Annotated in this window: 20 protein-coding genes; 10 read left to right on the top strand and 10 right to left on the bottom strand. The window is 74.8% G+C overall.

The features are described from left to right. Positions 1–55 precede the first annotated feature (55 nt). Both RAN62_RS39280 and RAN62_RS39275 read left to right on the top strand, forming a co-directional pair. Complete coding sequence (locus RAN62_RS39280; RefSeq protein ID WP_305789974.1) at positions 56–607, top strand: winged helix-turn-helix domain-containing protein; 552 nt, start codon at positions 56–58, stop codon at positions 605–607. Beyond that, positions 604–1830 (top strand): MFS transporter, encoded by a 1227-nt coding sequence (locus RAN62_RS39275; protein WP_305789973.1) that lies wholly within the window; start codon positions 604–606, stop codon positions 1828–1830. The genes RAN62_RS39280 and RAN62_RS39275 overlap by 4 nt, the downstream gene beginning before the upstream one ends. Before the next feature lie 82 nt (positions 1831–1912). Here the strand turns inward: RAN62_RS39275 and RAN62_RS39270 are convergent, their stop codons facing one another. The 7 genes from RAN62_RS39270 to RAN62_RS39240 all read right to left on the bottom strand — a co-directional run bounded on the left by RAN62_RS39270 (position 1913) and on the right by RAN62_RS39240 (position 8667). Next, complete coding sequence (locus RAN62_RS39270; RefSeq protein WP_305789972.1) at positions 1913–2842, bottom strand: copper transporter; 930 nt, start codon at positions 2840–2842, stop codon at positions 1913–1915. Positions 2843–2870: 28 nt separating this feature from the next. After that, positions 2871–4049 (bottom strand): putative cytokinetic ring protein SteA, encoded by a 1179-nt coding sequence (gene steA / locus RAN62_RS39265; RefSeq protein WP_305789971.1) that lies wholly within the window; start codon positions 4047–4049, stop codon positions 2871–2873. 116 nt (positions 4050–4165) lie between these two features. Next, on the bottom strand, positions 4166–5905 hold the full coding sequence (gene recN / locus RAN62_RS39260) for a DNA repair protein RecN (RefSeq protein WP_305789970.1): 1740 nt from the start codon (positions 5903–5905) through the stop codon (positions 4166–4168). Between the two features lie 46 nt (positions 5906–5951). Continuing rightward, complete coding sequence (locus tag RAN62_RS39255) at positions 5952–6839, bottom strand: NAD kinase (RefSeq protein WP_305789969.1); 888 nt, start codon at positions 6837–6839, stop codon at positions 5952–5954. A gap of 40 nt (positions 6840–6879) precedes the next feature. Continuing rightward, positions 6880–7728: a TlyA family RNA methyltransferase gene (locus RAN62_RS39250; RefSeq protein WP_305789968.1), complete on the bottom strand. Its 849-nt coding sequence runs from the start codon at positions 7726–7728 to the stop codon at positions 6880–6882. Positions 7729–7756: 28 nt separating this feature from the next. Further along, a complete protein-coding gene (locus RAN62_RS39245; protein ID WP_305789967.1) occupies positions 7757–7954 on the bottom strand; it encodes a hypothetical protein in 198 nt (65 codons plus the stop codon). Positions 7955–8049: 95 nt separating this feature from the next. After that, complete coding sequence (locus RAN62_RS39240) at positions 8050–8667, bottom strand: phasin family protein (protein ID WP_305789966.1); 618 nt, start codon at positions 8665–8667, stop codon at positions 8050–8052. 164 nt (positions 8668–8831) lie between these two features. Between RAN62_RS39240 and RAN62_RS39235 the strand changes: the two genes are divergently transcribed. From RAN62_RS39235 to RAN62_RS39205, 7 genes are all read left to right on the top strand, one after another. Further along, entirely contained in the window at positions 8832–9167 is a 336-nt protein-coding gene (locus tag RAN62_RS39235; protein WP_305789965.1) for an SCP2 sterol-binding domain-containing protein, read from the top strand. A 293-nt stretch (positions 9168–9460) separates the two neighbouring features. After that, complete coding sequence (locus RAN62_RS39230; RefSeq protein ID WP_305789964.1) at positions 9461–12298, top strand: FtsW/RodA/SpoVE family cell cycle protein; 2838 nt, start codon at positions 9461–9463, stop codon at positions 12296–12298. Beyond that, complete coding sequence (locus RAN62_RS39225; protein WP_305789963.1) at positions 12295–13026, top strand: hypothetical protein; 732 nt, start codon at positions 12295–12297, stop codon at positions 13024–13026. The genes RAN62_RS39230 and RAN62_RS39225 overlap by 4 nt, the downstream gene beginning before the upstream one ends. Next, positions 13019–14416, top strand: a complete 1398-nt coding sequence (locus tag RAN62_RS39220; protein WP_305789962.1) for a hypothetical protein — start codon at positions 13019–13021, stop codon at positions 14414–14416. The genes RAN62_RS39225 and RAN62_RS39220 overlap by 8 nt, the downstream gene beginning before the upstream one ends. Before the next feature lies 1 nt (position 14417). Next, positions 14418–14693 (top strand): hypothetical protein, encoded by a 276-nt coding sequence (locus RAN62_RS39215; RefSeq protein WP_305789961.1) that lies wholly within the window; start codon positions 14418–14420, stop codon positions 14691–14693. Further along, the gene (locus tag RAN62_RS39210; protein WP_305789960.1) at positions 14693–16474 is read left to right on the top strand and encodes a hypothetical protein; all 1782 of its coding nucleotides are present in this window, start codon (positions 14693–14695) and stop codon (positions 16472–16474) included. The genes RAN62_RS39215 and RAN62_RS39210 overlap by 1 nt, the downstream gene beginning before the upstream one ends. Beyond that, positions 16471–18729, top strand: a complete 2259-nt coding sequence (locus tag RAN62_RS39205) for a hypothetical protein (RefSeq protein WP_305789959.1) — start codon at positions 16471–16473, stop codon at positions 18727–18729. Before RAN62_RS39210 ends, RAN62_RS39205 begins: the two co-directional genes overlap by 4 nt. Positions 18730–18772: 43 nt before the next feature. On the opposite strand, the gene RAN62_RS39200 is transcribed toward RAN62_RS39205, so the two are convergent. From RAN62_RS39200 to RAN62_RS39190, 3 genes are all read right to left on the bottom strand, one after another. Then, positions 18773–20260 (bottom strand): DUF4407 domain-containing protein, encoded by a 1488-nt coding sequence (locus tag RAN62_RS39200; RefSeq protein ID WP_305789958.1) that lies wholly within the window; start codon positions 20258–20260, stop codon positions 18773–18775. A gap of 135 nt (positions 20261–20395) precedes the next feature. Continuing rightward, the gene (locus RAN62_RS39195) at positions 20396–21436 is read right to left on the bottom strand and encodes an HAD-IIA family hydrolase (protein ID WP_305789957.1); all 1041 of its coding nucleotides are present in this window, start codon (positions 21434–21436) and stop codon (positions 20396–20398) included. Next, positions 21433–22431 carry a Replicase polyprotein 1ab gene (locus tag RAN62_RS39190; protein ID WP_305789956.1) on the bottom strand — a complete coding sequence of 333 codons (999 nt, stop codon included), beginning with the start codon at positions 22429–22431 and terminating at the stop codon, positions 21433–21435. Before RAN62_RS39190 ends, RAN62_RS39195 begins: the two co-directional genes overlap by 4 nt. Here RAN62_RS39190 and RAN62_RS39185 point away from each other — a divergent pair. Then, the gene (locus tag RAN62_RS39185; protein WP_305789955.1) at positions 22381–24582 is read left to right on the top strand and encodes a hypothetical protein; all 2202 of its coding nucleotides are present in this window, start codon (positions 22381–22383) and stop codon (positions 24580–24582) included. The genes RAN62_RS39190 and RAN62_RS39185 overlap by 51 nt on opposite strands. The last annotated feature ends 328 nt before the right edge of the window (positions 24583–24910 follow it).

The raw sequence follows: 24910 nt of genomic DNA, 5'->3' as shown, positions 1-24910 counted from the left end.
GTTTTCCGCCGCCCGTCCTAGGATCTGAAAGAGCCTTTCAGATCGGAGTGCCGCCGTGCAGGAACGCCGCCCCCAGCTCACCGACCCCGCCGTCGTCGACGCGCTCGCCCACCCGGTCCGCCTCGACGTCCTCGGCTACCTCATGTCGTCCGGGCCCGCCACGGCGTCGGCCTGCGCGCGAGCCGTCGGGGACACGCCGTCGAACTGCAGTTATCACCTGCGGGTGCTCGCGGCCCACGGCCTCGTCGAGCCGGACGACTCCGGCGACGGCCGGTCGCGGCCGTGGCGCGCCACCATCACCGGCTTCACCGCCGGCCCCGAGGAGGGCGCCAACCCCGTCCTCGCCGCCGCCGTGGAGCTGGACCACCACCTCGCCCGCGAGTACCTGCGCCGCCAGCCGTCCCTGCCCGAGCGCTGGCGCGACGTGGACTCGCACGCGAGCCTGGGTCTGACCCTGTCCCCGGACGAGCTCGCCGACGTGCTGCGCCGCATCGACGCCGTGGTGCGCCCCTACCTCGCGGCCACCCGCACCGACGCGCCCGCGGACGCCGAGCACGTCCACCTCTCGCTCATGGCCTTCCCCCGGCCGGGATTCGGGCCGCAGTGACCGCCCTGGCGCCGCCGCGCGCCGGCTCGGCGCTGGCCGTGCCCGCCTTCCGCCGGCTCTGGATCGCCGGGCTGGTGTCCGACGCCGGCGACTGGCTCTTGTTCATCGCCCTGCCGCTGGTCGTGCTCGACCTGACCGGCTCGGCCCTGGGCACCTCGTTCGCCTTCCTGCTCGAACTGGCGCCGCCCGTCCTGCTCGCCCCGATCGCGGGCCGCCTCGCCGACCGCCTCCCGCGCCGGCGGATCATGCTCGTCGCGATCCTCGCCCAGGCCGGCTCACTGCTGCCGCTGCTCGCCGTGCACGACCGGGCCGACCTGCCGCTGCTCTACGGCGTGATCGTGGCGCACGCGACCTTCGCCGCGTTCTTCGAGCCCGCCAAGAACGCGATGCTGCCCGGGCTCGTCGGCCCCGATCGCGCCGTCTCCGCGAACGCCCTCGTCGGACTCAACAACGACCTGGGACGCATCGTGGGCGGCCCGCTCGGCGGCGTGCTCCTCGCCGTGGCCGGACTGGGCGGCGTCGTCCTGGCGGACATCGCCACCTACGTGATCGCCGCCGCCCTCGTCGCCACCCTGCCCTGGTCAGGCGGCATCCGGGCGGACGGCGGCCGGGCGACCGAACCGGCCCGTGCTCCCCGCGGCGGCCTGCTCGGCGTGCTGGCCGATCCGGCAAGCCGCGCCCCGATCGCGGTGGCCTTCGTCGCGTCGGTCGCGCAGGGCCTGTTCGTACTGCTCTTCGTCTTCTTCGTCACCGACGTGCTCGGCGGCGCCGCAGCCGACGTGGGCGTGCTCCGCGGCGTCCAGGCCATCGGCGCCATCGCCGCCGGCCTCGTCCTCGGCCTGCTCGGCGCCCGCCTCGACATCCGGCGGCTGACCGTCGCCGGCTGCGTGGTCTTCACCCTTCTCACCGCGCTGACGTGGAACCTGTCGTTCGTCACGCACACGGTCGCGGTCTACGGAGTGCTGTTCGCCGTCATGGGCGCGCCGGGAGTCCTGATGGGCGCCGGACTGACCAGCCTGCTGCAACGGGCGTCGGGCGACCATCGGCGCGGCAGTGCCTTCGCCGCCTTCGGTCTCGCCCAGGCGGCCGGACAGGTGCTCGGCCTGCTCGCCGCCGGAGCCCTGCAGGGCGCCGCCGGCACGCTGCCGCTGCTCGAGGTGCAGGCGGGCGCCTACGCCGTCGCCGCACTGCTCGCACTGGTTCTGCTCCGCGCCGGCCGGTGAAGTCGGCGGGGCCGGGCGGCAGCGCCGGCCGCCAGGTCGCCCGGCCGGCTCGGGAACCGGGGCGGCAGCGCCCGCCGCCGGGTCAGCCGGCGGTCTTGGGGACCTGGGAGGTGGCGCCCGCGGAGAGGCCGTACTGGCCGACCTTGCCCGCGACGACCCGCTCGACCGCGGTCAGGGCGGTGGTGAGCTGGCCCTGGGCGGTGCTGGCGTTGTCGACCGTGGAGATGTCCTTGACCAGGGTCGGGTCGTTGCGGATCTCGGAGACGAGGTTGCCGTCGCCGATGCCGTTGCCCGCCACCACGACCGGGTGGCTGGTGTGGAACTGGTCGGTCAGCTTGACCGCGTTCTGATTCTTGCGGGCGGCGTCCTGGTCGATCGGCGGGAGGCCCGAGATGACCACGGTCGCGTCGGCGGCGCCGGTGATGTTGTCGGAGACCGAGATGTAGCCGGGCTCGGTGTAGGCGGTCAGCACCGAGGTCAGGTCGGCCTCGGTGACCGGGACGGGCTTGCTGAGCAGGGCGACGGCCAGCAGCGCGCTCGAGGTCTCGACGCCGTCGCTGTTGAGCGGGAGGCCCTCGACCGGCACGGTGGGCTGGGATGCCTTCTCGGCCAGCTCGAGCAGCTCGTAGACGTTGGCGGGGTCGAAGAACTTGTCCTCGATCGTGACCTGGCCGGTGATCGTGGCGCCGGCGACCTTGAGCATGGCGACCACGCCGTCGGTGTAGTCCTTGCCGCTGGGCAGGGTGACGACCGCGAGGCGGCGGCCGGTGAGCTTGCCGTTGAGCAGTGCCGGGGCCAGCTCGGTGACGTAGTCCTGGCTGCGGTTGAGCTCGTCCTGGTACTGGTTGGCCTGGGCGCGGTAGTTGCTGTTGTCCTTGCTCAGCGCGTCGACCCGGTCCTTGAGGGTGTCGGCCACCGGGCCGTTGAGCGCGGCGGTGCCGACCACCAGACCGATGGCGAGGGCGAGGAAGACCGCGGTGAGGGACACCACGTGGTACCGGAAGTTGATCACGCCAATGCCTCTTGGTCCAAATCGCGGGTCAGAAGAGCTGTCCTAACTGGAAGACCAGATTGTCCCACCACTCGGACACCACGGAGAGATAGGCCCGGCCGATGGTCGAGACGGCCACCGCGGAGGCGAGCGCCGCGATCGCCGAGAGCACCAGCAGCACCAGCGAGGACGAGGAGATGTTCTGCTTGTAGAGCCGGCTCACGCCCTTGGCGTCGACCAGCTTGCCGCCGACCTTGAGCCGGGTGAGGAAGGTGGAGGCCATGCCGCCGCGGCCCTTGTCGAGGAACTCGACCAGGTTGGCGTGGGTGCCGACGGCCACGATCATCGAGGCGCCCTTGTCGTCGGCCAGCAGCATCGCGAGGTCCTCGCTGGTGGCGGCGGCCGGGAAGGTGGTCGCCTCGACGCCGAGGCCGTGCACGCGGCTCAGGCCCGGGGCGCGCCCGTCGGGATAGGCGTGCACGATGACCTCGGCCCCGCAGCGCAGCACGTCGTCGGTGACCGAGTCCATGTCCCCGATGATCATGTCGGGGGTGTAGCCGGACTCCACGAGCGCGTCCGCGCCGCCGTCCACGCCGATGAGCACCGGTTTGAACTCGCGGATGTAGGGCCGCAGCACGTCGAGGTCGGCCTTGTAGTCGTAGCCGCGCACCACGATCAGCGCGTGCCGCCCGGCGATGCGCGTGGCCACGTCGGGCACGCCGACGCCGTCGAGCAGCAGCTCGCGCTCCTGCTTGAGGTATTCCATGGTGTTCGCCGCGAACGCCTCGAGCTGCACCGACAGGCCCTCGCGGGCATCGGCCATGGACTGGGCGACGCTCTCGGCGTCCTGCCGGATGCCGGTGGCGACGGGCTCGCCGTCGAGCAGCACGGTGTCGTTGTCGATGCTGACCAGGGCGCCCTCGCTGAGCCCGTCGAAGACCTCCTCGCCGAGGTCGTCGATCAGCACGATGCCGGCCTGGATCAGCACCTCGGGGCCGAGGTTGGGGTAGCGCCCGGAGATGGACGGCTTGGCGTTGAGCACCGCCGCGACGCCGACGGCCACCAGCGAGTCGGCGGCCACCCGGTCGATGTCGACGTGGTCGATGACGGCGATGTCACCCGGCCGCAAGCGCCCGACCAGCCGCTTGGTGCGGCGGTCGAGGCGGGCGGTGCCGGACAGGCCCCCTGGTTCGGCGGTGCGGGTCCGGCGCAAGGTGGGAAGTCGCATCCCGGCCATCCTGACACGACGGGTCGAGCGCTTCGCACGCGACATGCACAAGGTCACCCCCGAAAGGGGCAAATCTCGTGAATGCCCCGCTATCCCCGTGGCGGGGTGACTCAGCGTCAGCCCCGCTTCTCCCTGTCGGCCACCGCGAGCAGCTCCTCGGCGTGCGCGATGCCCAGATCCGAGTCGGGCAGACCGGCGAGCATGCGCGCCAGCTCCCGGGCCCGATCGGTCTCCTCCACGATCTTCACCCCGCTGGTGGTGATCGCGCCACCGGTGTCCTTGGCCACGACCAGGTGCCGGTCGGCGAACGCGGCCACCTGCGGCAGGTGGGTCACGACCAGCACCTGATGGGTACGCGCCAGCCGCGCCAGCCGCCGCCCGATCTCCACCGCCGCCTGGCCGCCCACGCCCGCGTCGACCTCGTCGAAGACCAGGGTCGGCGGGCCGCCGGCGCCGGCGAAGACGACCTCGATGGCCAGCATGACCCGGGACAGCTCGCCGCCGGACGCGCCCTTCTGCAGCGGCAGCGCGGGGGCGCCGGGGTGCGCGATCAGCCGGATCTCGATCTCGTCGGCGCCGTCCGGGCCCACCGCCAGGTCGTCGATCGCCGGCTCGTCGCGGCCCGCCGTGCGCGGCAGCACCACGATCTCCACCCGCGCGTGCGGCATCGCCAGCCCGGCCAGCTCGACGCTCACCTCGTCGCCGAACCGCGAAGCCGCCTCGGTGCGGGCCGCGGTCAGCCGCCCGGCCAGCTCGGCGACCTGCGCCGCCAGCCGCAGCCGCTCCTTGTCGAGCTCGTCGAGCAGCTCGTCGGAGGTGTCCAGCGCCGCCAGCCGGGTGCGGGCGTGCTCGGCCCACGCGATGACGCCCTCGACGTCGTCGGCGTATTTCCGGGTGAGCGCGCGCAGCGCCGCCCGCCGCTCGTAGATCGCCTCCAGCCGGGCCGGGTCCGCGTCGAGCGTGCCCAGATAGGCCGACAGCTCCGAGGCGACGTCGCCGACCAGGGTCGCGGCCTCCTCGACCCGGGCGGCCAGCTCGCCGAGCGCGGGGTCGACCCCGGCCTGCGCCTCGAGCGTGCGCCGCGCGGTGCCGATCAGCCCGGTCGCGTCCGGGGTCTCGTCGGTCGCCTCGACCCCGCCCGCGAGGGCCTGGGCCGCCAGCGCCGCCGCCGTGCGCAGACCCTCGGCGTGCTCCAGCCGCTGCACCTCGGCCTTGAGGTCGTCGTCCTCGCCGGGCTGCGGGTCGACCCGGCTGATCTCGTCGAGGCCGAGCTTGAGCAGGTCGGCCTCCTGGCTGCGCTCGCGGGCATTGCGCCGCCGGTCGGCCAGGTCGTCGACCACGGCCCGCCACTGCGCATAGGCCTGGCGATAGCTCTCCAGCAGCTTCTCGTGCTCCGGCCCGGCATAGCGGTCGAGCTGACCGCGCTGCTCGGCCGGCCGCAAAATGCGCAGCTGGTCCTGCTGCCCGTGCACGGCCACCAGGTGCTCGCCGACCTCGCCGAGCATCGCGACGGGCATGCTGCGCCCGCCGACGTGCGCCCGCGAGCGGCCCTCGATGGTCACCGTGCGGCTGAGCAGCACCGACCCGTCGTCGTCGAGCTCACCGCCGGCGTCGGTGATGCGCGTCTGCAGCGCGTCGGCGCCGTCGAGTGTCAGCCGGCCCTCGACCATCGCGCGGCCCGGGTCGGAGCGCACCCGCCCGGCGTCGGCCCGGCCGCCGAACAGCAGGCCCAGCCCGGTCACCACCATCGTCTTGCCCGCGCCCGTCTCCCCGGTGATCGCGTTCATGCCCGCGGTGAGCCGCAGCGTCGTGTCGTCGATGACGCCGAGCCCGGTGATGCGAAGTTCCTCCAGCACAGGGCAGACAGTATCGGTGCCGACCGACAATTGCCCACCGGGCAGGTCAGCGGCGGCCGCCGCGCCAGCCCTCGACCGGCAGGTGGAACTTCGCGACGAGGGTGTCGGTGAAGGGCCGGGGCGCGAGCCTGACCAGGCGGACGGGGAGGTCTCCGCGTTGGACGGTGACCTGGGCGCCCGGGGGCAGGTCCCAGGTGCGCCGCCCGTCGCAGCACATGGTGGCGAAAGAGGTGTAGGGATCCACCGTCAGGACGAAGGTGGAGGTCGGCGCGGTGACGATGGGCTTGCTGAAGAGGGCGTGGGCGCTGATCGGGACCAGCAGCAGCGCCTCGACCTCGGGCCATACGACCGGGCCGCCGGCTGAGAAGGCGTACGCGGTCGAGCCGGTCGGTGTGGCGCACACGACACCGTCGCAGCCGTAGCGGGACAGCGGCCGGCCGTCGACGTCGACGAGCAGCTCGAGCATCTGGGCGCGCTGGCCCTTCTCGACGCTGACCTCGTTGAGCGCCCAGGACTCGGCGATGAGCCGGCCGTCGTACTCCGCGCGCACGTCGAGGGTGAGCCGCTCGTCCACCGTGTAGTCGCCGGCGACGATGTCCTTGACGGTCTGGTCGATGGTGTGCAGCTCGACCTCGGCCAGGAAGCCGACCTTGCCCAGGTTGATGCCGAGCAGCGGCGCCTTGACCGGCCGGGCCAGCTCCGCCGCGCGCAGGAACGTGCCGTCGCCGCCGAGCGCGAAGACGATCTCGACGCCGTCGGCCGCGTCGGGACCGTCCACCGGGGTCACGCCGGGCGGCAGCTCGAGATCGTCGACCTCCTCGGCGACGACCCGCACCTCGAAGCCGTTGGCGACGAGGTCCTGCGCGACCGTCTGCGCGTGCTGCGTGCTCTGCCGGCGCCCGGTGTGGGTGACCAGCAACGCCGAGCGGCTCATCGGACGCCCTCCCGGACCAACACCAACTGTGCCAAGCGCGTCACACGTCCTCCAAAGGGGGCGAAACCGGTGCGCCAGAAGCTACCTCGCCCGACGGCCCCGCGGCGACCACCGCGTGCACCCGGTCGGCGTCGACCGGCGGCGCGTCCCGGCGGAACCACAGGAAGAACTCCACGTTGCCGCTGGGCCCCGGCAACGGCGACGCCGCGACGGCCGCCACGCCCAGCCCGAGAGTGGCCCCGGTTGCCGCCACGTCGAGCACCGCGGAGGCCCGCAGCTCCGGGTCGCGGACCACGCCCCCGGCACCGACCCGCTCCTTGCCCACCTCGAACTGCGGCTTGACCATCAGCGCCAGATCCCCGTCCGGCGCCGTGCACGCGGCCAGCGCGGGCAGCACGAGCCGCAGGGAGATGAACGACAGGTCGGCCACGGTGAGGTCCACCGCGCCGTCGAGCATCTCCGGCGTCAGCGTGCGCACGTTGGTGCGTTCCATGACGACGACCCGATCATCGGTACGGATCGGCCACGCCAGCTGTCCGTAACCCACGTCCACGGCATACACCGTCGCCGCCCCCGCGCGCAGCAGCACGTCGGTGAACCCGCCGGTCGAGGCGCCCGCGTCGAGGCAGCGCCGCCCGGCCACGCCGAGCCGCGGGAACCGGGCCAGGGCGCCGGCGAGCTTGTGGGCGCCCCGCGAGACGTACTCGTCGGCGGGGTCCTCGCCCGTCACCACCACCGGGTCGGCCGGGTCGATCATCGTGGCGACCTTGGCCGCCACGCTCCCGCGCACCTGCACCCGCCCGGCGGCCACCAGCGCGGCGGCCTGCTCCCGGGACCGGGCCAGCTTGCGGCGCACCAGCTCCGCGTCCAGTCGCGCCCGCCGGGCCATCAGAGAACCTTTTCCGAGGTACGCACTATCACCGGTCGATGCTAGCCAGCGTCTCCTGGAGCACCTGGTGCGCGGCCTCGTACTCGGCGATCTGCTCGCCCGGCGCCAGCGTGGCCGCGTTGGCCAGCGACCGCAGCACCGCGTCGACGGCCGGGTGCCCGGTCGACTCGGACCCGTCCAGGATCCCCGGCGTCACCTCGGCCCGCGCGGGCGCGGCGGCGGACACCCCGGGCGGCGGACCGGGCCGGAAGCCACCGGGCGGCGGACCCGGGCGAAAACCGCCGGGAGGCGGGCCGGGACGAGGCCCGGGCTGCGGATAGCTCACAGGGTCCCCTCCGGGAGGTCGAGCGGCGGCACGGCCTTCTTGGCCACCCGCGTGCCGGGCGCCTTCTTCACGGGCGCGGTCCCGGCGGCCTTCGCGGTCTTCTTGGCCCGCGCGGGCGCCACGTCCGACGGCGTCACGTCCGGAATCGGCGCGATCGACGGCGGCAGCGCCGTCTTCTTCGCCGGAGCGGCCTTCTTCACCGCCTTCTTCGCCACGGTCTTCTTGACCGGCGCCGCCGGAGAGGCAACCTCGTCCTGACCCACCGGCGCGATCTTCGCCTGCTCGTCGATCGCCGCCGCCCCGTCCGGCCCGGCCTGCGCCGCCGCCAGCTCCCGCTCCAGGTCCTTGACCCGCGCGGTCAGGTCGGCGACCTCCTCGGCGGTGGCCAGGCCGACCCGCCCGAGCGCCCGGTCCACCTCGTAGCGCACCAGGTTGGTCAGCGCCTCCCGGTTCGACGCGCTCGCGGTCACCAGGTCCCCGACGAGACCCTGCAGCTGCCCGGCGGTCGCGCCACCCTTGGAGAGCAGCTCCCCGGCCACCTTCTGGGCTCGCTTGCGCGGCACCTCGGTCAGCCCGAGCGCCATTTCCAGATACGCCTGCCATGCGTTCTGCATCGTCCGCTCCCCAATCCGTCGGCGCGGCCCGTCACCCGCGCGCGATCACGATGTCGCTGGTGCCACGCTACCGGGCTTACCCCGCCCCGCAGCCGGGTACCGTCCTCCGAAGCAACCGGGTGTCGCGGATCGGCCCGCGGCCACGCAACGACGAAAGGGCGCTCATGGCCACCGTGGAGGAATGCCGCCAGGCACTGGACAAGCTCGCCGCGCGGCTGGACCGCAACGCCGAGACGCGGGGCAAGCTCGATCTGGACCGCACGCTGGCCTGCCGGGTGCCCGACCTGGAGACGGCCTTCCACGGGCGGCTCGAGGGCGGCCGCCTGGTGGACATCGCCGACGGCGACGACCCCAAGGCCAAGATCGCCCTGACCGCGGCCAGCGACGACCTGGTCGCGCTGACCTCCGGGCGTCTCGACGTCACCAAGGCGATCACCTCGGGCCAGGTGAAAGTGAAGGCGAATCCCTTCGATCTGCTCAAGCTGCGCAAGCTGCTCTGAGCGGAGAAATCAACATAGGGACGAGCGTCGGAAACGATTCCGGCCGTCCCGGTTAACCCGTCCGGGAAGGGTCACTCTTCCGGGAATCGCTTTGTCCGTACGGCCATTTACCGTCCGCCTCCGCTGTGCATAGCTTGTGATTTCCCCCCTTTTCGCTCACAAGCCGTGCATCGCGGAGGTGTCGGCACATCGTCACGCGCCTGCTGACCGGGCCCGCGCCCGGCAGCCTCCTCGTCCTCGCCGCCCTGCTCCTCGCCGCCGTCACGGCGGCCCGGGCGGCGCGGCGCCCCCTCGTGCCGCCGCGGAACCAGGCCGCCCTGTGGTTGCCGCACGTGCTGCTGGCCGTCCCGTTCGTGGCCGCCGGAGCCCCGTACGCCGTCTGGGTCCTGCCCCTGACCACCGCCGTCGTGGCGCTGGGCCTGACCGCGGTGCGCCGCACGACGATCACCCACCGGGCGGCCCGCGCGTACGGCGTGCCCGGCCCGGCGCTGGCCGTCCTGATCACGGGCACGGTGCTGCTGCATCTGGGCGGGCTGCTGGCCGTACGCCTGGTGGTCCTGCCCGACCCGCACGCCCCTTTCGCCGCGGCCTTCGGCGGTGACGCCCTCGAGGCCGCGTGGTCCGCGCTGATCCAGCCGGCCCTCGGCATCGCCCTGGTCGTCGTGCTCCTGCGCACCGGGAAGCTGCCGGGCCGGAGGGCCGCCGCCTGGGCCGCGCACGGCGAGCGCCTCGAACGCATCCACTCCGCCCGCCTCACCCTGCTGCTGGTCGCCGCGGTGGCGGTGCCGTTCCTGCTGCCTCTGGCCGGCGGCGGCAGCCCGGCGCTCACCCTCGGCCCGGTCGCCACCCCCGAGTACGGCAAGCTCGTCCTGCTCGCCGCCCTCGCCTTCGTGGTGGCGCGGGACGCGTTCCGGTTCCGGTCGGTCAGCTTCTCCGCGACCGTCCACACGCTGCGGCAGACCACCGGCGCCAGTACGTGGTCCCGGCTGCGCGCGATCTACCGGACGTGGCGCTTCGCGGGGCTCCCGCTCGGGCTCTTCGCGGTCGTCGCGGTGACCGCCGCCCTGCGCCGCGACTTCGGCACGCTGGTGCCCGCCGCGCTGCTCACGGCCGGGGTCACCTGGGCGGCCACCCGGCGCAACACCGAGCTGGACGCCCGGGGCGAGGGGCGGGCCGGGTTCACGCTGCGCTTGCTGCACGCGTACCGGCTGTTCACGCTGGTCGCCGTGGCCGGGATCGTCGCCGGGGCGGCCCTGTTCACCACCGACTACGTGGGCGAGCGCGGGCGGGTCTGGAACGACCCGTGGGTGTACCGCTGGGACGCGGCGTGCGCGCCGGCGGCCGTACCGGGGAACACCGAAGCCCCCGACGGGTGGGTGACGTGCCGCCGCGCGCTGGCGGCCGACGTGGAGAGCGAGCGCTCGCAGGTCGCGCGGTCTCTCGCCGCGCTGGCCGACGGCGGGTTGTGGGGCCGCGGGCTGGCCGACACCGCCTCCGCCGCGGTCACCGCCGGGCCGACCGACTTCGTCCTCGCCGTGGTCTGGAACAAGCTCGGCGGTCTTGTCGTCGCCGCCATCGGCCTGCTCGTCGCGCTGCTCGCCGCCGCCCTGGCCCGGGCCGGGGCGCCGCCGCCCGCGCCGGAGAACCCGTCGGTGCTGAGCCTCTTCGCGGCGGGGCTCGGCACGATGCTGGCCGGGCAGTTCCTGGTCGTACTGGCCGCCACGGCCGGGCTGGTGCCGCACACCGGCATCCCGGCGCCGCTGCTGTCGCGCGGCGGCCAGTCCACTCTCGCCTTGGTGCTCGGCGTCGTGCTGGTCATCGCCTGCGCCCGCGCCGCGCACCGGGACACCGATCCGGCCCCCGGCCATCCGGTACGCCCCCCGAGCGCCGCGATCCCCCTCGCGCTCGTGCTGCTCATGGTCGCCGGGGCCGTCCTGCGCCCCTATCCCGCTCCGCGTCTCGGCAGTCTGCGCGCGCCGACGTCGTACGGCGAACAGCGTCCCGCCTGCGCCGGGCGTACGGCCGACACCGCCGGTCTCACGTCCCCGCAGCCCGACCCGGAAGCCTGCTCCACCGACCGGATCGCGCTCAACCGCACCCGCGTCGAGCTGCGCCTGCGCGGGCGCCCCGGCTTCGACTTCGTGCGCACCGACGGCACGTGGCGGCCGGCGCGCGACGCGGAGCTGCACGGGCTCACCGCGGAGGATCTGACCGGCCTCATCCGTACGGGCACCGGCCCCGCCGGCATCCTGGAGAGCTCCTACCCCGCCGTGCTGCACGGCAGCGCCGGAACCACGCTCGGCCGGCGCCTGCTGCCCGTCCCCGCCGGCGGCTGGAGCGACGGCGTGCTCGACGTGACCCTCGACGCCCGCCTGCAGCACATCGCCGCCCGGGCCCTGGAGGGCAGCTCCGGCCGCGCCGCGATCGTCGTGCTGGACGCGAGCACCGGCGACGTGCTGGCCGCCGCCGGGGCCGACCGGGCCCCGGCCCGCGCCCGGCCCGGTGACGACGAGCGCATCCGCGAGTTCACCCGCCGGCACTTCCGGTACGTCCGGCCGCACCGCACCGACGACAGCGCCGACCCGGGCTGCCCCCGCCGGTCCCGGGGCAGCACCGCCCCCGCGGACTGCTGGCGCTGGTCCCTGACCCGCCCCGCGACCGTCCCCGTCCGCAACCTCACCAACGACGGGCTGGGCCGCCGCTTCCCGCTCGGCACGGCGGAGGACGTGCTGCCCGCCGGCACCGACTGGAGCTGCCGGGAGCCCGATCCGGCCACGACCGGGCGCCTCGCCGGCACCAAGGGCGGCTGCCGCGCCGAGGGCGTCGCCCGGGCCACCCCGCTGACCGTGGCCGCGGCCGCCGCCACGCACGCCACCGGCGGCACCACCGTCCATCCGCGGCTGGTCGTCGCGGTCACCGACCCGGTCACGCACGAGCGGATCACCACCGGCGGCCGGCGCGCGGTGAGCCGGACGAGCGGCGAGCGCACATGGTCGGGCGGCACCGGCGACGTGAGCTGGCGGGCCGGGTTCCGCGGGCCGGTCGCGTACGCGGTGGTGGCCGAGGCCGGCGAGGCCCGGGCACGCGAGCTGACCACGACCATCGTCGAGGCGATCGGAGCGAGCACATGAGCGAACCGGACTCCCGTTTCGAGCGCCGGGTCGCCGACGCCTTCCGGGCCGAGGTCGACCGCTACTGCGTGACGGCCAACGCCACCGGTCTGCACGCCGCGCGGCTGCGGCTGCACGTGACCGTGACGACGTGGCCGTCGCTGGGCACCGGAACGCGGCGCCGGATCTTCCAGACGCTGGTCCGCAACCTCGACGCGCAGCTGCCCGCCGCCCGCGTCGACAACGTCCACTTCGACGAGGACGCCGGCCTCCCCGAGCCGGGTCACCGCTTCGTGTTCCGCCCGCCGGCCGTCCCGCTGCAGCCCCGGCCGGTCGCCGCGACCCGCCCCTACGAGAAGCCGGCGCCACCCCTCTTCGCCCGGCTCACGCTCCGCTACGGCACGGGCTTCGACTGGCGCTGTCACCTCGGCGCGCAGCCCGGCTGGGTGCCGCTGGGCCGCTGGAGCGTGCGGGGCGAGCGGCCCACCGGCTTCCGCCTGCCCGCCTACGCCACCTTCGTCCCGCGTGGCCAGCTGGTCGTGCTGCGCCGCCACGGCCGCACGCTCGAGTTCGCCCGCACCTCCGCCCGCCCCGGCTACGTGGTGCGCCTCGACGGCGTGCCGCTGCGCGACGACGGCAGCCCCACCGTGGCGGGACCGGCCGGACAGCTCGAGTACGTGGACGGCTCCCGGTCGTCCACGGTCATCGACTACCACATCGCATGGGAGCAGGAGCACACCGTTGGCTGAGCACGATGACGACCTCGTCGTCGACCTGAGCGGGCCGCAGTGGCAGGCCCTGCTGACCGTGGCGCCGCCCGGGCACGAGCCGCCCAAGACCGTCGACTTCGACGTCCCGCCGACCGGCGGCGGGCAGGAGCTGCGCCGGATCGGGACGCAGGTCGTGTTCACCACCGCGCGCAACGAGCGCTCCGGCTGGCCCGCGTGGCACGTGAAGATCTACACCTGCGCGAGCCTGGGCGACGCGGAGACGCTGCGGCAGTACCTCAACGCGCAGGCCTCGGCGCTGCAGCGGGCCAACACCTATCTGCCCGGCGCGGCCCGGCGCACCCCGATCGAGCCGCCCTGGGCGGTCGTCCCGGTGCAGGTGGTGCGGGGCGACGGGCGGCTCGAGCAGCTGTCCGGCGCGGTGACCACCCGGCTGGGCGTACCGTCGGACCAGATCGTCGCCCAGCTGGAGAGCCGCCTGCCGCGGTGGATCGGCGGGGCCCGGCCCGACCTGGTCCTGCTCGCGGTCTCGCCGCAGATCGAGGCGCTGCCGTGGGAGCCGCTGCGGCACTGGCCCGGCACCGAGCACCTGGCCGACTTCGCGCAGCTCGCCGCGGGCATCGACCAGCTGCACCAGCTGCGCTGGGCGCACTGCGACATCAAGCCGGAAAACGTCTGCTGGTGCGCGCACCAGGACGGCAGCGGCTACGTGCTGATCGACACCGACGCCGCCACCCAGGCCGATCCGCCGCCGCGGGCACTGCGCGGCACCGCCCTCTACGAATACACCGGGCTGCGCGCGCTGCGCCTCGACGACCCCGAGGGCCTGCGCCACCTGACGCCCGGGCTGCTCTACGCCCAGGACCGGTTCGGCTTCCTCACCGTCGTGCTCAGCGCGCTCGCCGGCCGGCACTGGGTCGACCACACCCTGCTCGGGCCCGACCCGGACGACCCGTCGCGGCGCGTCGCCGACAGCGCGGAGGCCGTCCGCCACGCGCTGCGGGCGCACTGGCCGGACCCGCGCTGGGCGCCGCTGGCCGACGCGCTCGCGCACCCGTTCGGGCCCGACGGGCGGATCGCGCTGGAGGCGCCGGGTCCGTGGGCGGAGACCTGGCTTTCCGGTGTACGCGACGCCGAGCGCCGCTGCGCGGACGGCGACCCCGGCGACGGGCCGTGGCCCGACGAGAGCCTCGTGCACACGTTCGCCCGCGACCTCGAGCGCATTCGCGACCACGCGTTGCGGGGCCCGGCGACCCGCCCCGAGCGCGTGCACCTGGCCTACCGGGCGATCGGCGAGGCGGCTCAGGAGATCGCCCTGCGCCGCGCCGCCCTCTGGATGTCGGTGTCGGGCCTCGGCATCGTCCTCGCGGCGCTCGTCCTGGCCGCCGCCGCCTTCGTGATCGGGGAGTGACATGTTCAGCTCATGGCGACGCCGCCTGCGGCACCGGGTCAGCGCCGGCTGCGGGGATCCGGCGGCCCGGTTCGCCCCGTACGGGCACACCTTCGGCGAGTGGCTCGACACCGGCGCCGGCAGCGGCCGCCCCGACTACGCGGAGGTGGAGTCGGCCGTCGCGGAGTACCTCGGCAGTGCGGCGAAGGTGGGGCAGCGCCTCGGGGCGCGTACGGGCGTGGTCCTCGGCGTGGCCGGTGCGGCCGTGACCGTCCTCGCGGTGTGGGGTCTCTCCTGATGGGCCGGGGCAGACCGCCCGTGCCGCCGCCCGGTGACCCGGCCGAGCGCTTCGGCACCTCGTGCCCGGTGTGCCGGCAGCCGCTGGGCCGCACCCCGCCGCGGGTCGACCAGGAGACCGGCCGCTTCTGCTCGCCGCCGTCCTTCCGGCTCGAGGTCGGCGCCCCGGACGGCACCAGCGCGCTGCCGTGGCGGGTCACCATGCTGGCCGGCAACTATCCGGCGGCGCTGTCCACCGAGCCGCCGTTTCTGGAGCACGAGGTCGACTACACCTATCTGCTCTGCGGCGGCGGGCACATCTTCCCCGACTCGGCCCCGGTGTTCCATCCCGGCGACACCGGCGCCGGGCGGCAGCACATCGACGAGTGGAACATGGTCGCCGCGATGGGCGCGCCCGCGAGCGGCAAGACCTATCTGCTCGTACGGATGCTCAAGCAGAGCCTCGACAACCTCGACGACTGGGGATCGGGGTCCGCGGCGCACCGCATCCGGCTGCGCAAGCTGAGCCCGCTGGAGGAGCTGCCGCTGAGCCGGCGCATCGCCCGCTACAACGAGACCCGGCGCACCGGCGAGGCGATCAAGCCCACGGGCATGGACCGGCAGGCCACCCCGGCCGGCATCCTGGACGACCAGCTGCGCGACGCGCTCGGGGCGATCAAGGAGCTGATCCGGCGTACGGTCCTCGACGGCGAGCGGCAGGCCCGGCAGTGGGGCCGCGGGTTCCGGCAGCCGCTGGTCCTGCGCACCGACAGCGGCGGCCGGCGGACCTGGACCGGGGTCGCCGACCTGCCCGGCGAGCTCTTCCAGGAGAACAGCACCACCCGCCGCGAGGCCGGGATGCTGCGCTCCTTCGACACCCTGGTGTGGGTCGTCGACCCGGCCGTGGCCGCGGACGCCACCGGCTGGCTGGGCAGCGACTCGGCCAGCGAGGAGCGGATGCTGCTGGACGGCAGCCTGCGCCCGGGCACCGTGGACGCGTACGGCGCCGAGATCGTCCGCGGCAACCGCGAGACCATCCAGGACGACATCGGCCAGGAGATCACCATGGTCGACGGGCTCTTCGCCGTCGATCAGGGCCGCCCGCTGCAGGTCATGATCGCCGTCACCAAGTGCGACCTGATCCACTCCGCGCTGGAGAAGCAGGGCTGGAGCCTGACCCGGATCGGCCGCCCCGGCGTGGTGCTGCGCGGCACCGCGGGCTACCTGGCCTTCACCATGGAGCGCTGGGCCGCCGGCACGCTGCACGCCCAGGGCGAGAGCGAGCGGCTGCTGCAGTACCTCTGGGGCGCCAGCAACGCCGACCCCGCCGTGCGGCAACGCCGGGCCATGCAGGTGGCCGACGGGCTGCTCACGTTCTTCTCCGAGCACGACAACTTCTGGAAGCTCGTCCACACCGGCGAGGCCGCCGAGATCCCGATCCCCGGCGGCGCCATGGCCGAGGCGCCGCAGCTGGTCCAGCTGCCCTCGCTCGACCAGCACCTCGAGGCCGCGCTGCGCCCCGGCTCGGGCTCCCTGCTGCTCCCCCGCGACCTCGTGATGTCCGCGGTCGGCTCCGGCGTCGCCGGCGGGCTCGGCCAGCAGAGCGCCATCTTCGGCATGCACCGCGAGCCCTGGATCACCCTGCGTTTCTTCCTGTGCTCCCCGCTGACCACCGTCCCCGTCGCCGTCGACGAGAGCCGCCTCAAGCCGCTCAAGACCGGCGACCGCTTCCCGCGGGCCGACGAGCGCGCGGGCGCCCTGACCCAACTGCTGCTCGCCTGCCTCGGGAGGGCCCGCCGATGACGTCCGACGACCTGGTCATGGTGCAGTGGGCCGACCTCACCGGGATCGGCTTCAGCCCGCACGACCGCGGCAGCGCGCCCGGCGAGTTCTGGACCGCCGCCGAGCACTTGCTCCAGGAGGACCTCGAACAGCCGCCGGAGAACATCGACTCCACCCAGGGACACCCGGTGTGGACGCTGCGCCGGGTCCCGGTGGGCGGGCGGCGCCGGTGGTGCTTCGCCGTGCAGGGCCGGCGCGGGCCCTTCGGGGTGGCCGGTTCGTGCCGCTTCGCGTTCGCGCCGCCGGCCATGGGGGCGTACGACGCGTGGCGCCTCGGCCGGGACCGCGCCGCCGACCCGGACGACCTGCCCGAGCCCGGGCTCGACCACGACACCTTCGGCCGGCTCGTCAGCGAGGTGCTCGGCGGGGTGGCGCTCAGCCGGGCCGCCGTCCCCGTGCTCGCCGGGCCGGGCGACGCGGCCGAGGTCGTCGCCGCCGTGCTGCGCGTGCTGCCCGAGCCGGTCAGCCGCCGCTGGTCCTGGTCGACCTGCCTGCTGCAGCGCCCGGACAACCCGGACCTGCGCGTGGTGTCCGGCCAGTGGCCCGAGGAGTTCCGCGCCGCGGACCCGCGCCGCGCCGACAGCGTCGCCCACCTGTTCCGCCGGGGCCCGGTCACCCAGGAGGAGCTGGAGACCCGGCTGACCCGCCGCGAGCTGCGGCACGGCTTCCGCTGGCTCGTCGAGTACGCCGTCGAGCACCGCCCGATCACGCGGCTGCCCCGCTGCGAGGAGCTGGACGACCTGCTCGTCGAGCTGGCCCACGCCAACCACCGCCCCGAGTGGCCCGACGTGCCGTCCATGCTCGCCAGCCCGCAGGGGCTGCTCGGCCACCTGGACCTGGTCGCCACGTGGGCGCGGCACGAGCCGGGGGCCGCCGTGCGTACGCTCCGCGACGACTACCCCTTCGACATCGCGGGCGCCCTGCTCGACGGCATCCTGGAAGCGCAGGACGAGACCGGCGACAACCTGCTGCACCTGCCGACCGCGAAGCACCGCGAGGGCAACAAGTGGCACGACCGCCTCGCCGACCTGCTGCTGGAGCACCGTGGCCTGGGCGTGCACACGCTGGTCACCCGCTGGGCGGATCCGGGCGGGCCGCTCGCCGACCGGGCCGACCTCGTCGCGGCGCGCGCCTGGCTGCGCAAGCTCGGCCTGGACCCGCGTACGGACCGGGCCCTCTTCCCCGCCGACGACCGCGTCGTCCGGGGTGAGCTGGAGCGGTACCGCGCGTACACCCAGGCCGCCGCCGACGAGCTGCAGCTGTCCGCCGACCCGCTCGCCCTGCTGCTCGACCTGGCCCCCGGCCTCGACGGGCTGCCCGCCGCCACGGTCGCCGACCTGCTGACCGCCGCCTGCCCCACCCGCAAGCCCGAACCGATGACCCGTCTCGACTCCCTCACCGCGCTGGCCCGCGAGCTCACCGCGAGCGCGGTCGCCGAGTCGGCCCCCGGCCCGGCCGCCGACTGGGCCGACGACCTCCTGCGCCGCGTCCAGCAGCCCGGCGACGCCACCGATCCCCGCCCCCGCCGCATCATGTACGGCGCCGTCCTCGCCCTCCTCGACCAGGGCACCCCGGCGTCGCGCGGCAACCTCGTGCGGCGCTGCCAGTCGATCGGCCTGGACGCGTACGTGCCCGCCGCGGTCAGCGAATGGCTGCAGTGGGCGTCCCGGACAGGCGCCGGCGCCCCCTACGCGGTTCCCCGCATCGAGTCCCCTGCGGTGTCGCCCCCGGCCCGCCGCGGCCCCGCGCAGCTGGCGTCCGCGATCCCCCAGCGCGCCCGGCTGCCCCTGGTCGCCGCCGTGGTCGCCCTGATCGGCACGCTGGGCGCCACGACGGCCCTGCTGGACCTCGGCGACGACGACACGCCCCCGCCTCTGCCCGCCGCCGCCACGTCGCCGGCCGCCCTGCCCTCGGTGGAGAACTTCGACCTGGGCATCGCCCCGGTCGTCGCCGACGCGACCGACTGGCAGCGGCTCGACCAGAAGCTGCAGCAGACGCCGATCCGCCGCTCGGCCGCGACCGGCCTGCGCCTGATCGCCTATCACGACCCCCGGCAGCCGCTGTCCAAGGACGAACAGCTCCGGCTCGACGACCTCGAGGCGCAGATCAGGGCGAATCCCCCGCTGCGGACCGTGCCGATCGACACCGAGCTCCGCAGCCCGGACGTCGACCGGCAGGCCGGGTTCCTCAAGGTGCTCGTGTACTACCGCCCGTGACAGCGCGGCGCCGCGGGTCCCGGCCCGCGGCGCCGCCTTTCCGCTACTTGAACCGCCACCGGGGTACGGTCCCGTCGCTCGTCTCCTCCGCGGCCGGCTCGTCCACGGCCGCGGCGCGCGTGCCGTACTCCTCCGCGGGCCACTGGCTGTACTCCCCGCCTCCCCGTTCGCGCCGGGGCCCGGGAAAGCGCAGCGTCCGGCGCGCCTGCGGAGCCGTCGCCGCCGGGCGGTCGCTCAGCCGGCGCAGCTCCTCGCTCAGCTTCCGGTCCAGCTCCCGCTTGCGGATCTCGGTCTGCACCACCGTCTCACGCGACGCGGTCTCCGCGCGGATCTCCTCCTGCCGCCGGGCGCGCGCCTTGAGCTCCTCTTCCTCCTGCTCGCGCTCGAAGCGCATGCGCTGCTCGGCCACGGTGACGTCGTTGCGCTCGGCCGAGGCCAGAATCTTGTCGTACGCCGTCGCGGGCCCGATGTTCAGCAGGAACTTCGTCAGCACGGGCAGGATCTCGATCGCCGTGATGAAGAGCAGCAGCGTCAGATACGCCGTCTTGAGCGTCGAGTTGCGGTCCGTGATGGTGCTCAGGGCCTCCAGCTGCGCGAGCAGTCCCCGGTCGTTGCGGCTGTCCGCGAGATACCGGTCCTCCTCGGCCGTCTTCAGGTCCTTCAGCCGGCTCAGCTGCTCCTTCTTGTCCTCGAGCCCCGACTTCGCGTCCGCCTGCTGCACCCCGGCCGACTGGTCCTGCTTCTTCTCGGCGGCCGCCTGCGCCTGCTCCCAGGCCTGCTTCGCGGCGTCCCGCTGCCGGCGCAGGTCCTGCACCACGGCGACCTTCTGCCGGTACGAGGGGCCGCCGCCCTTGATCTTGCTGCCGCACGAGCCGTCGAACTCGCAGAGGGCGCTCTCCCGCGCGGCGGTGTACCGCTTGTCGAGATCGTCGAACGCCTGCTTGGTCCGCTTCACATCCGGATCCCGGCCGACGACGTCCTCGGTCACCGTGCCCGCGGCGACCTTCTGCAGCGCGGCGACGTCCTTCTCCAGCTGCGGGATGGCGGCGAAGCGGGCGTCCGTACGCAGCTTCCGCTCGAAGTCGTTGCGCTGGGTCTGCTGCGTGACGGTCATCTGCGCCTGGATCTCCCGCTGGAAGATCCACAGCACGAGCGGCGTCGACACCACCGCCCCGATCACCATCGCGAGCAGGGCCCGGGGCAGCAGCAGAATCACGTTCTGCCACCAGCGCTCCCGGCGCCCGGCCGCCGCGACCAGCCAGCGGTCGAGGTTCGCGATCGCCAGCCCCCACAGCACCGCCACGACCACGGCCACCGGCAGCGGCGCCTGCACGCCCGTGTGCAGCGCGAAACCGGCGGACACCCCGGCCATGCACGCGGTGGTGAGCACGACGCCGCCGAGCCCGGAGAACTTCCGGCCCTCGCGCGGACTGCGGGCCAGCGAATCCGGGTCGGCGCCCGACAGCCAGATGAGCAGCCCTCGCCGGGGGCCGGGTTCGGGGTTCTTGGGGGTGTGTGCGCGTTCGGCCACTGACGTCAGCTCCCGGGGATCTCAGCGTCGGAATTGACCGCTGACGGTCCACTATGTCGGGCTCGAATGCGCCGGGAAATCCCTCGGAAGAGTGCGCCGACACGACAGCGGTCGTCGCATCGGGCCCGCGCTACGTCAAGCGTTCAGCTTCCACTGGCTGAACAGCTTCGCCGCCGCGTCGGAGCCCGCGCGCGCCTTGCCACCGGCCCAGACGTGCGCGGCGAGCAGGGCCAGCGCGGGTGCCGGCTTCCCGTCACCGGTCAGCGCGCCGTTCTCGATCCGCCAGCTCTTCTCGCCCTTGCCCTGGGCCTCGGCGCCCTTTTCGACGCCTTTACCGGCACCCTTCTCGGCGCCCTTGCCGACACCTTTGTCCAGGCGCACCGGGGGCTCGAACAGGCCGGTCAGGTCCTCGGCGACGTAGGTCGGGCGCTGCGCCGGGGGCGCCGCCAGCAGCTCGGCCGGGCCGCTCACGCCGGTCAGCACGAGCAGGCTGTCCACGCCCGCGCCGACCGCGCCCTCGATGTCGGTGTCCAGCCGGTCGCCGACGGCGAGCGGCCGGCGCGCCTGTGCCAGCCGGGCCGCCGTCTCGAACAGGGCCGGGGCGGGCTTGCCCACCACCAGGTCCGGCTCGCGGTCCAGGGCGGTGCGCAGGACGGCGACCAGGGAGCCGTTGCCGGGCAGCGGGCCCCGGGGGCTGGGGAGCGTACGGTCGGTGTTGGTCGCCACCCAGAGCGCCCCCGCACGGACCGCGAGGGCCGCCTCGGACAGCAGCTTCCAGCCCACCTCGGGCCCGAAGCCCTGCACCACGGCCGCGGGCTCGTCCCCGGCCCGCTCGACCACCGTCAGCCCGGCGTCCCGCACCTCCGCCCGCAACGCCTCGGCCCCGACCACCAGCACGGGTGCCCCGGCCGGCAACCGCTCCGCCAGCCGGGCCGCCGCCGCACCGGCCGAGGTCAGCACCTCGTCCGCCGCGGCGGGCACCCCCATCCCGGTGAGCGCGGCCGCCACGTCCACCGCCCGCCGCGACGCGTTGTTCGTCGCGTAGGCGACGGCGGTGCCCTCGGCCCGCAGCCGCCCGATGGCGTCGGCGGCGCCCGCGATCGGCTCGTCGATCAGGTAGACGACCCCGTCGAGATCAAAGATGACGAGGTCGTACCCGTCGACGAGCCGGGTCACGCGTTGTCGCCCTTGCCCTGCTCGCCCGTGGTCTTGCCCTCCGCGGCCTTGCTCTCGGGCTCGGCCGGCTTCACGGGCTCGGCGCTCTCCTCGTCGGCGTCGGGGCCCGCCGGCGTGGTGAACTCGTCGCCGCCGCGCTTGACGTCGTCCCGCTCGTCCTCGTCGGAGTCGATGCCGGCGTCGACGTCCTCGTCGGCCTCGTCGTCGAGCTCGTCCTCGTCGTCGAAGTCCTCGTCCCGGCTGTCGGCGCGGGCCTCGGGCCGGTCGTCGTCCTCGTCCTCGTAGTCGTCGTCCCGGTCCGCGTCCTCGTCGGCCTCGAGGTCGTCGTCCTCGTCGTCGCGGTCGTCGTCGCCCTCGCGGGCCTGCTCGCCGTCGCGGTCGCGGGCCTCGCCCTCGCCGTCGCGGGTCTCGTCGTCCTCGTCCTCGTCGTCGCCCTCGATGGTGACGCCGTCGAGCTCGAGCAGCCGCTCGGCCGCGTCGGTCAGGTCGTCCTCGTCCGCGGCGGCCGCCCGCGAGAACCACTCCCGCGCCTCGTCCCGCCGGCCCGCCGCGAGCAGCGCGTCGGCGTAGGCGTAGCGCAGCCGGGCCGCCCAGTCGGCGTCCGCGTCGGCGGTGAGCTCCTTGATCTGCAGCATCGCCACGGCGGCGTCGTGCTGACCCAGGTCCCCGCGCGCCCCGGCCGCCACGATCAGCAGCTCGATCGAGCCGGCCTGGTCGAGCGCGTCCTTGTCGGCCCCCCGATAGAGGTCGATCGCCCGCTCGGGCCGGCCCAGCGCCCGCTCACAGTCGGCCAGCTCGGCCAGGTGCGTCTGCCGCCCGGTCATCCTGTGGTACGTCCGGAGCTCCGCGATGGCCGTCGTCCAGTCCCCCGCGGCGTACGCGGCCAGACCCACCGCCTCGCGCACCACCGCGATCCGCGAGGCCAGCCGCCGCGCCGCGATGGCGTGCCGCAGCGCCAGCTCCGAGTCCTCGTCGATGATCTGCCCGGCCGCCACGAGGTGCCGCGCGACCCGGTCCGACGTGTCCCGCGACAGGCTCAGCAGCTCCGACCGAACCTCCTGATCGAGATCGGTCGCCGCGATGTCCTCCGGAATCTCGGGCGCCTGGAAGACCTCCTGCCCCGAGTCCCCGCCGTTGCCCGGCCCGCGGTCGTCCCGGTTGTAGACCCGGTCCTCCCGGTCCCGGTCGCCCCCGCGGAAGCCACCCTGCTCGCGGTCGCCCCGGTAGCCGCCCTGGCCACCGTCACGGTCACCCCGGAAACCACCCCGGTCGCCCCGGTAACCACCGTCGCGGTCGCCGCCCCGGAAGCCGCCGTCGCGCGATCCCCGGTCGTCCCGGAAACCACCCCGGTCGCCGCCCTGACCGCCGCCGCTGCGGAAACCGCCCTCGCGGTCGCCGCCCCGGAAGCCACCCTGGCCACCCTCACGGTTGCCCCGGAAGCCGCCGTCACCACGCCCGCCCCGGTCGAGGTCGCTGCGGTAGCCGCCCCGCTCCCCGTCGCGCGGACCCCGGTCACCCTGCGGCCGGTCGCCGGCGGGACGCTCACCGTAGGGCCGGTCACCCCGGAAACCGCCCCGGTTCCCCGGCCGGTCCCCGCGGTCGCCGCCCCGGAACCCGCCCCGGTCGCCGCCCTGCTCGCGGTCTCCCCCACGGAAGCCACCACGGTCCCCGCGGTCGCCGCCCCGGAAGCCCTCACGGTCACCACCCCGGAACCCGCCCCGGTCCCGGTCGCCCCCACGGAAGCCGCCCCGGTCCTCGCCGCCCCGGAAGCCGCCCTGGCCGCCGCTGCGGAAGCCTCCGTCACGGTCGCCCCCACGGAAGCCACCCCGGTCACCACCGGACTGGTAGCCACCACGGTCCCGGTCGCCACCGCGGAAGCCGCCCTGGCCACCGCTGCGGAAGCCACCGTCGCGGTCGCCGCCACGGAACCCGCCGCGGTCACCACCGCTACGGAAACCGCCCTCACGGTCCCCGCCCCGGAAGCCGCCCTGGCCACCCTCACGGTCGCCACCGCGGAAGCCACCCTGGCCACCGCTGCGGAAGCCACCATCACGGTCGCCGCCACGGAAGCCACCCTGGCCACCGTCCCGGTTACCCCGGAAGCCACCGTCACGGTCGCCCCCACGGAACCCGCCACGGTCACCACCGCTACGGAAGCCACCCTCGCGGTCGCCCCCACGGAAGCCACCCCGGTCACCACCGGACTGGTAGCCGCCCCGGTCGCCACCGCGGAACCCGCCCTGACCACCACGGTCGCCGCGGTCCGAGGGGAAGCCGCCCCGGTCGCCGCCGCGAACGCCCCGGTCGGACTGGAAGCCACTACGGTCGCCGCCACGGTCCGGTCCCCGGAAGCCGCCCCGGTCACGGTCGCCACCACGGAAGCCACCCTGACCACCGCGGTCGCCCCGGTCGCCCCGGTCGCCCCGGTCGGACTGGAAGCCGGTCCGGTCGCGGTCGCCGCCCCGGAAGCTGCCCTGGCCGCCTCCGCTGCGGAAGCCGCCCTGGCCGCCCCCGCTGCGGAAGCCGCCCTGACCGCCACGGTCACGGTCGCCACCACGGAAGCCACCCTCGCGGTCACCGCCGCGGAAGCCGCCCTGGCCACCCTCACGGTTACCGCGGAAGCCACCATCACGGTCGCCGCCCCGGAACCCGCCACGGTCACCACCGGACTGGTAGCCACCACGGTCACGGTCACCACCACGGAACCCGCCGCGGTCACCACCCCGGTCGTCGCCCCGGAACCCGCCGCGGTCGCCGCCGCTACGGAAGCCGCCGCCCTGGCCACCGCTGCGGAAGCCGCCCCGGTCGCCACCACGGTCACGGTCACCGCCACGGAAGCCGCCGCGGTCACCACCCCGGTCGCCGCCGCTGCGGAAGCCGCCCCGGTCACCACCACGGTCACGGTCACCGCCACGGGAGCCGCCGTCGCTGCGGTCCCGGTCGCCGCGGGAGTACCCGCCGCCGGAGCCGCCGTCGCGACCGCGGCCGTCCCGGCCCTCGTCGTCGCGGTTGCCGCCGTCCTGCGGTCCTGGGTTCACGGGTCAATCCTTCCGAGTTCGGCGGGCCGTACGCGGGTGTCCGCCGGAGCACTTCAACAGGGCACATCACAAACAACAAGTCGAGGCGGTGCCGCCTCGCACGGATAAGCCGGCCACGAGCTGGCAGCCACCGGATCACGGTCACTGCTCGCACGCCGGCGCGCGAGAGCCCGGCGCCGGGCTCCCTCACGGGTCTGCCTTCCGCACGGGCCTGCCCGCAAGCGGCACTCCCATGCACCGCGTCCGAGCCGGCCCGAGCACCGAGCGACCGGCGCACTCGCACCGCCCGCGCACTGCACGCCCGATGCACGCGCACCGCACGCACGCCGGTCGTCCCGCCGGGTCACCCCGTCCGAACGTCCGTACCACGCTACCCGGCGCCGGACGCACAAAAGCAGTCGAGGGCCAACCCCGGCTGGGGAAGGCCCTCGACTGT

The sequence above is a fragment of the Symbioplanes lichenis genome (genome assembly GCF_030709675.1).
In the GTDB taxonomy this organism is placed as follows: domain Bacteria; phylum Actinomycetota; class Actinomycetes; order Mycobacteriales; family Micromonosporaceae; genus Actinoplanes; species Actinoplanes lichenis.
The sequence above is the reverse complement of the archived record's forward strand: the minus strand, read 5'-3'. Positions and strand labels throughout refer to the sequence as shown.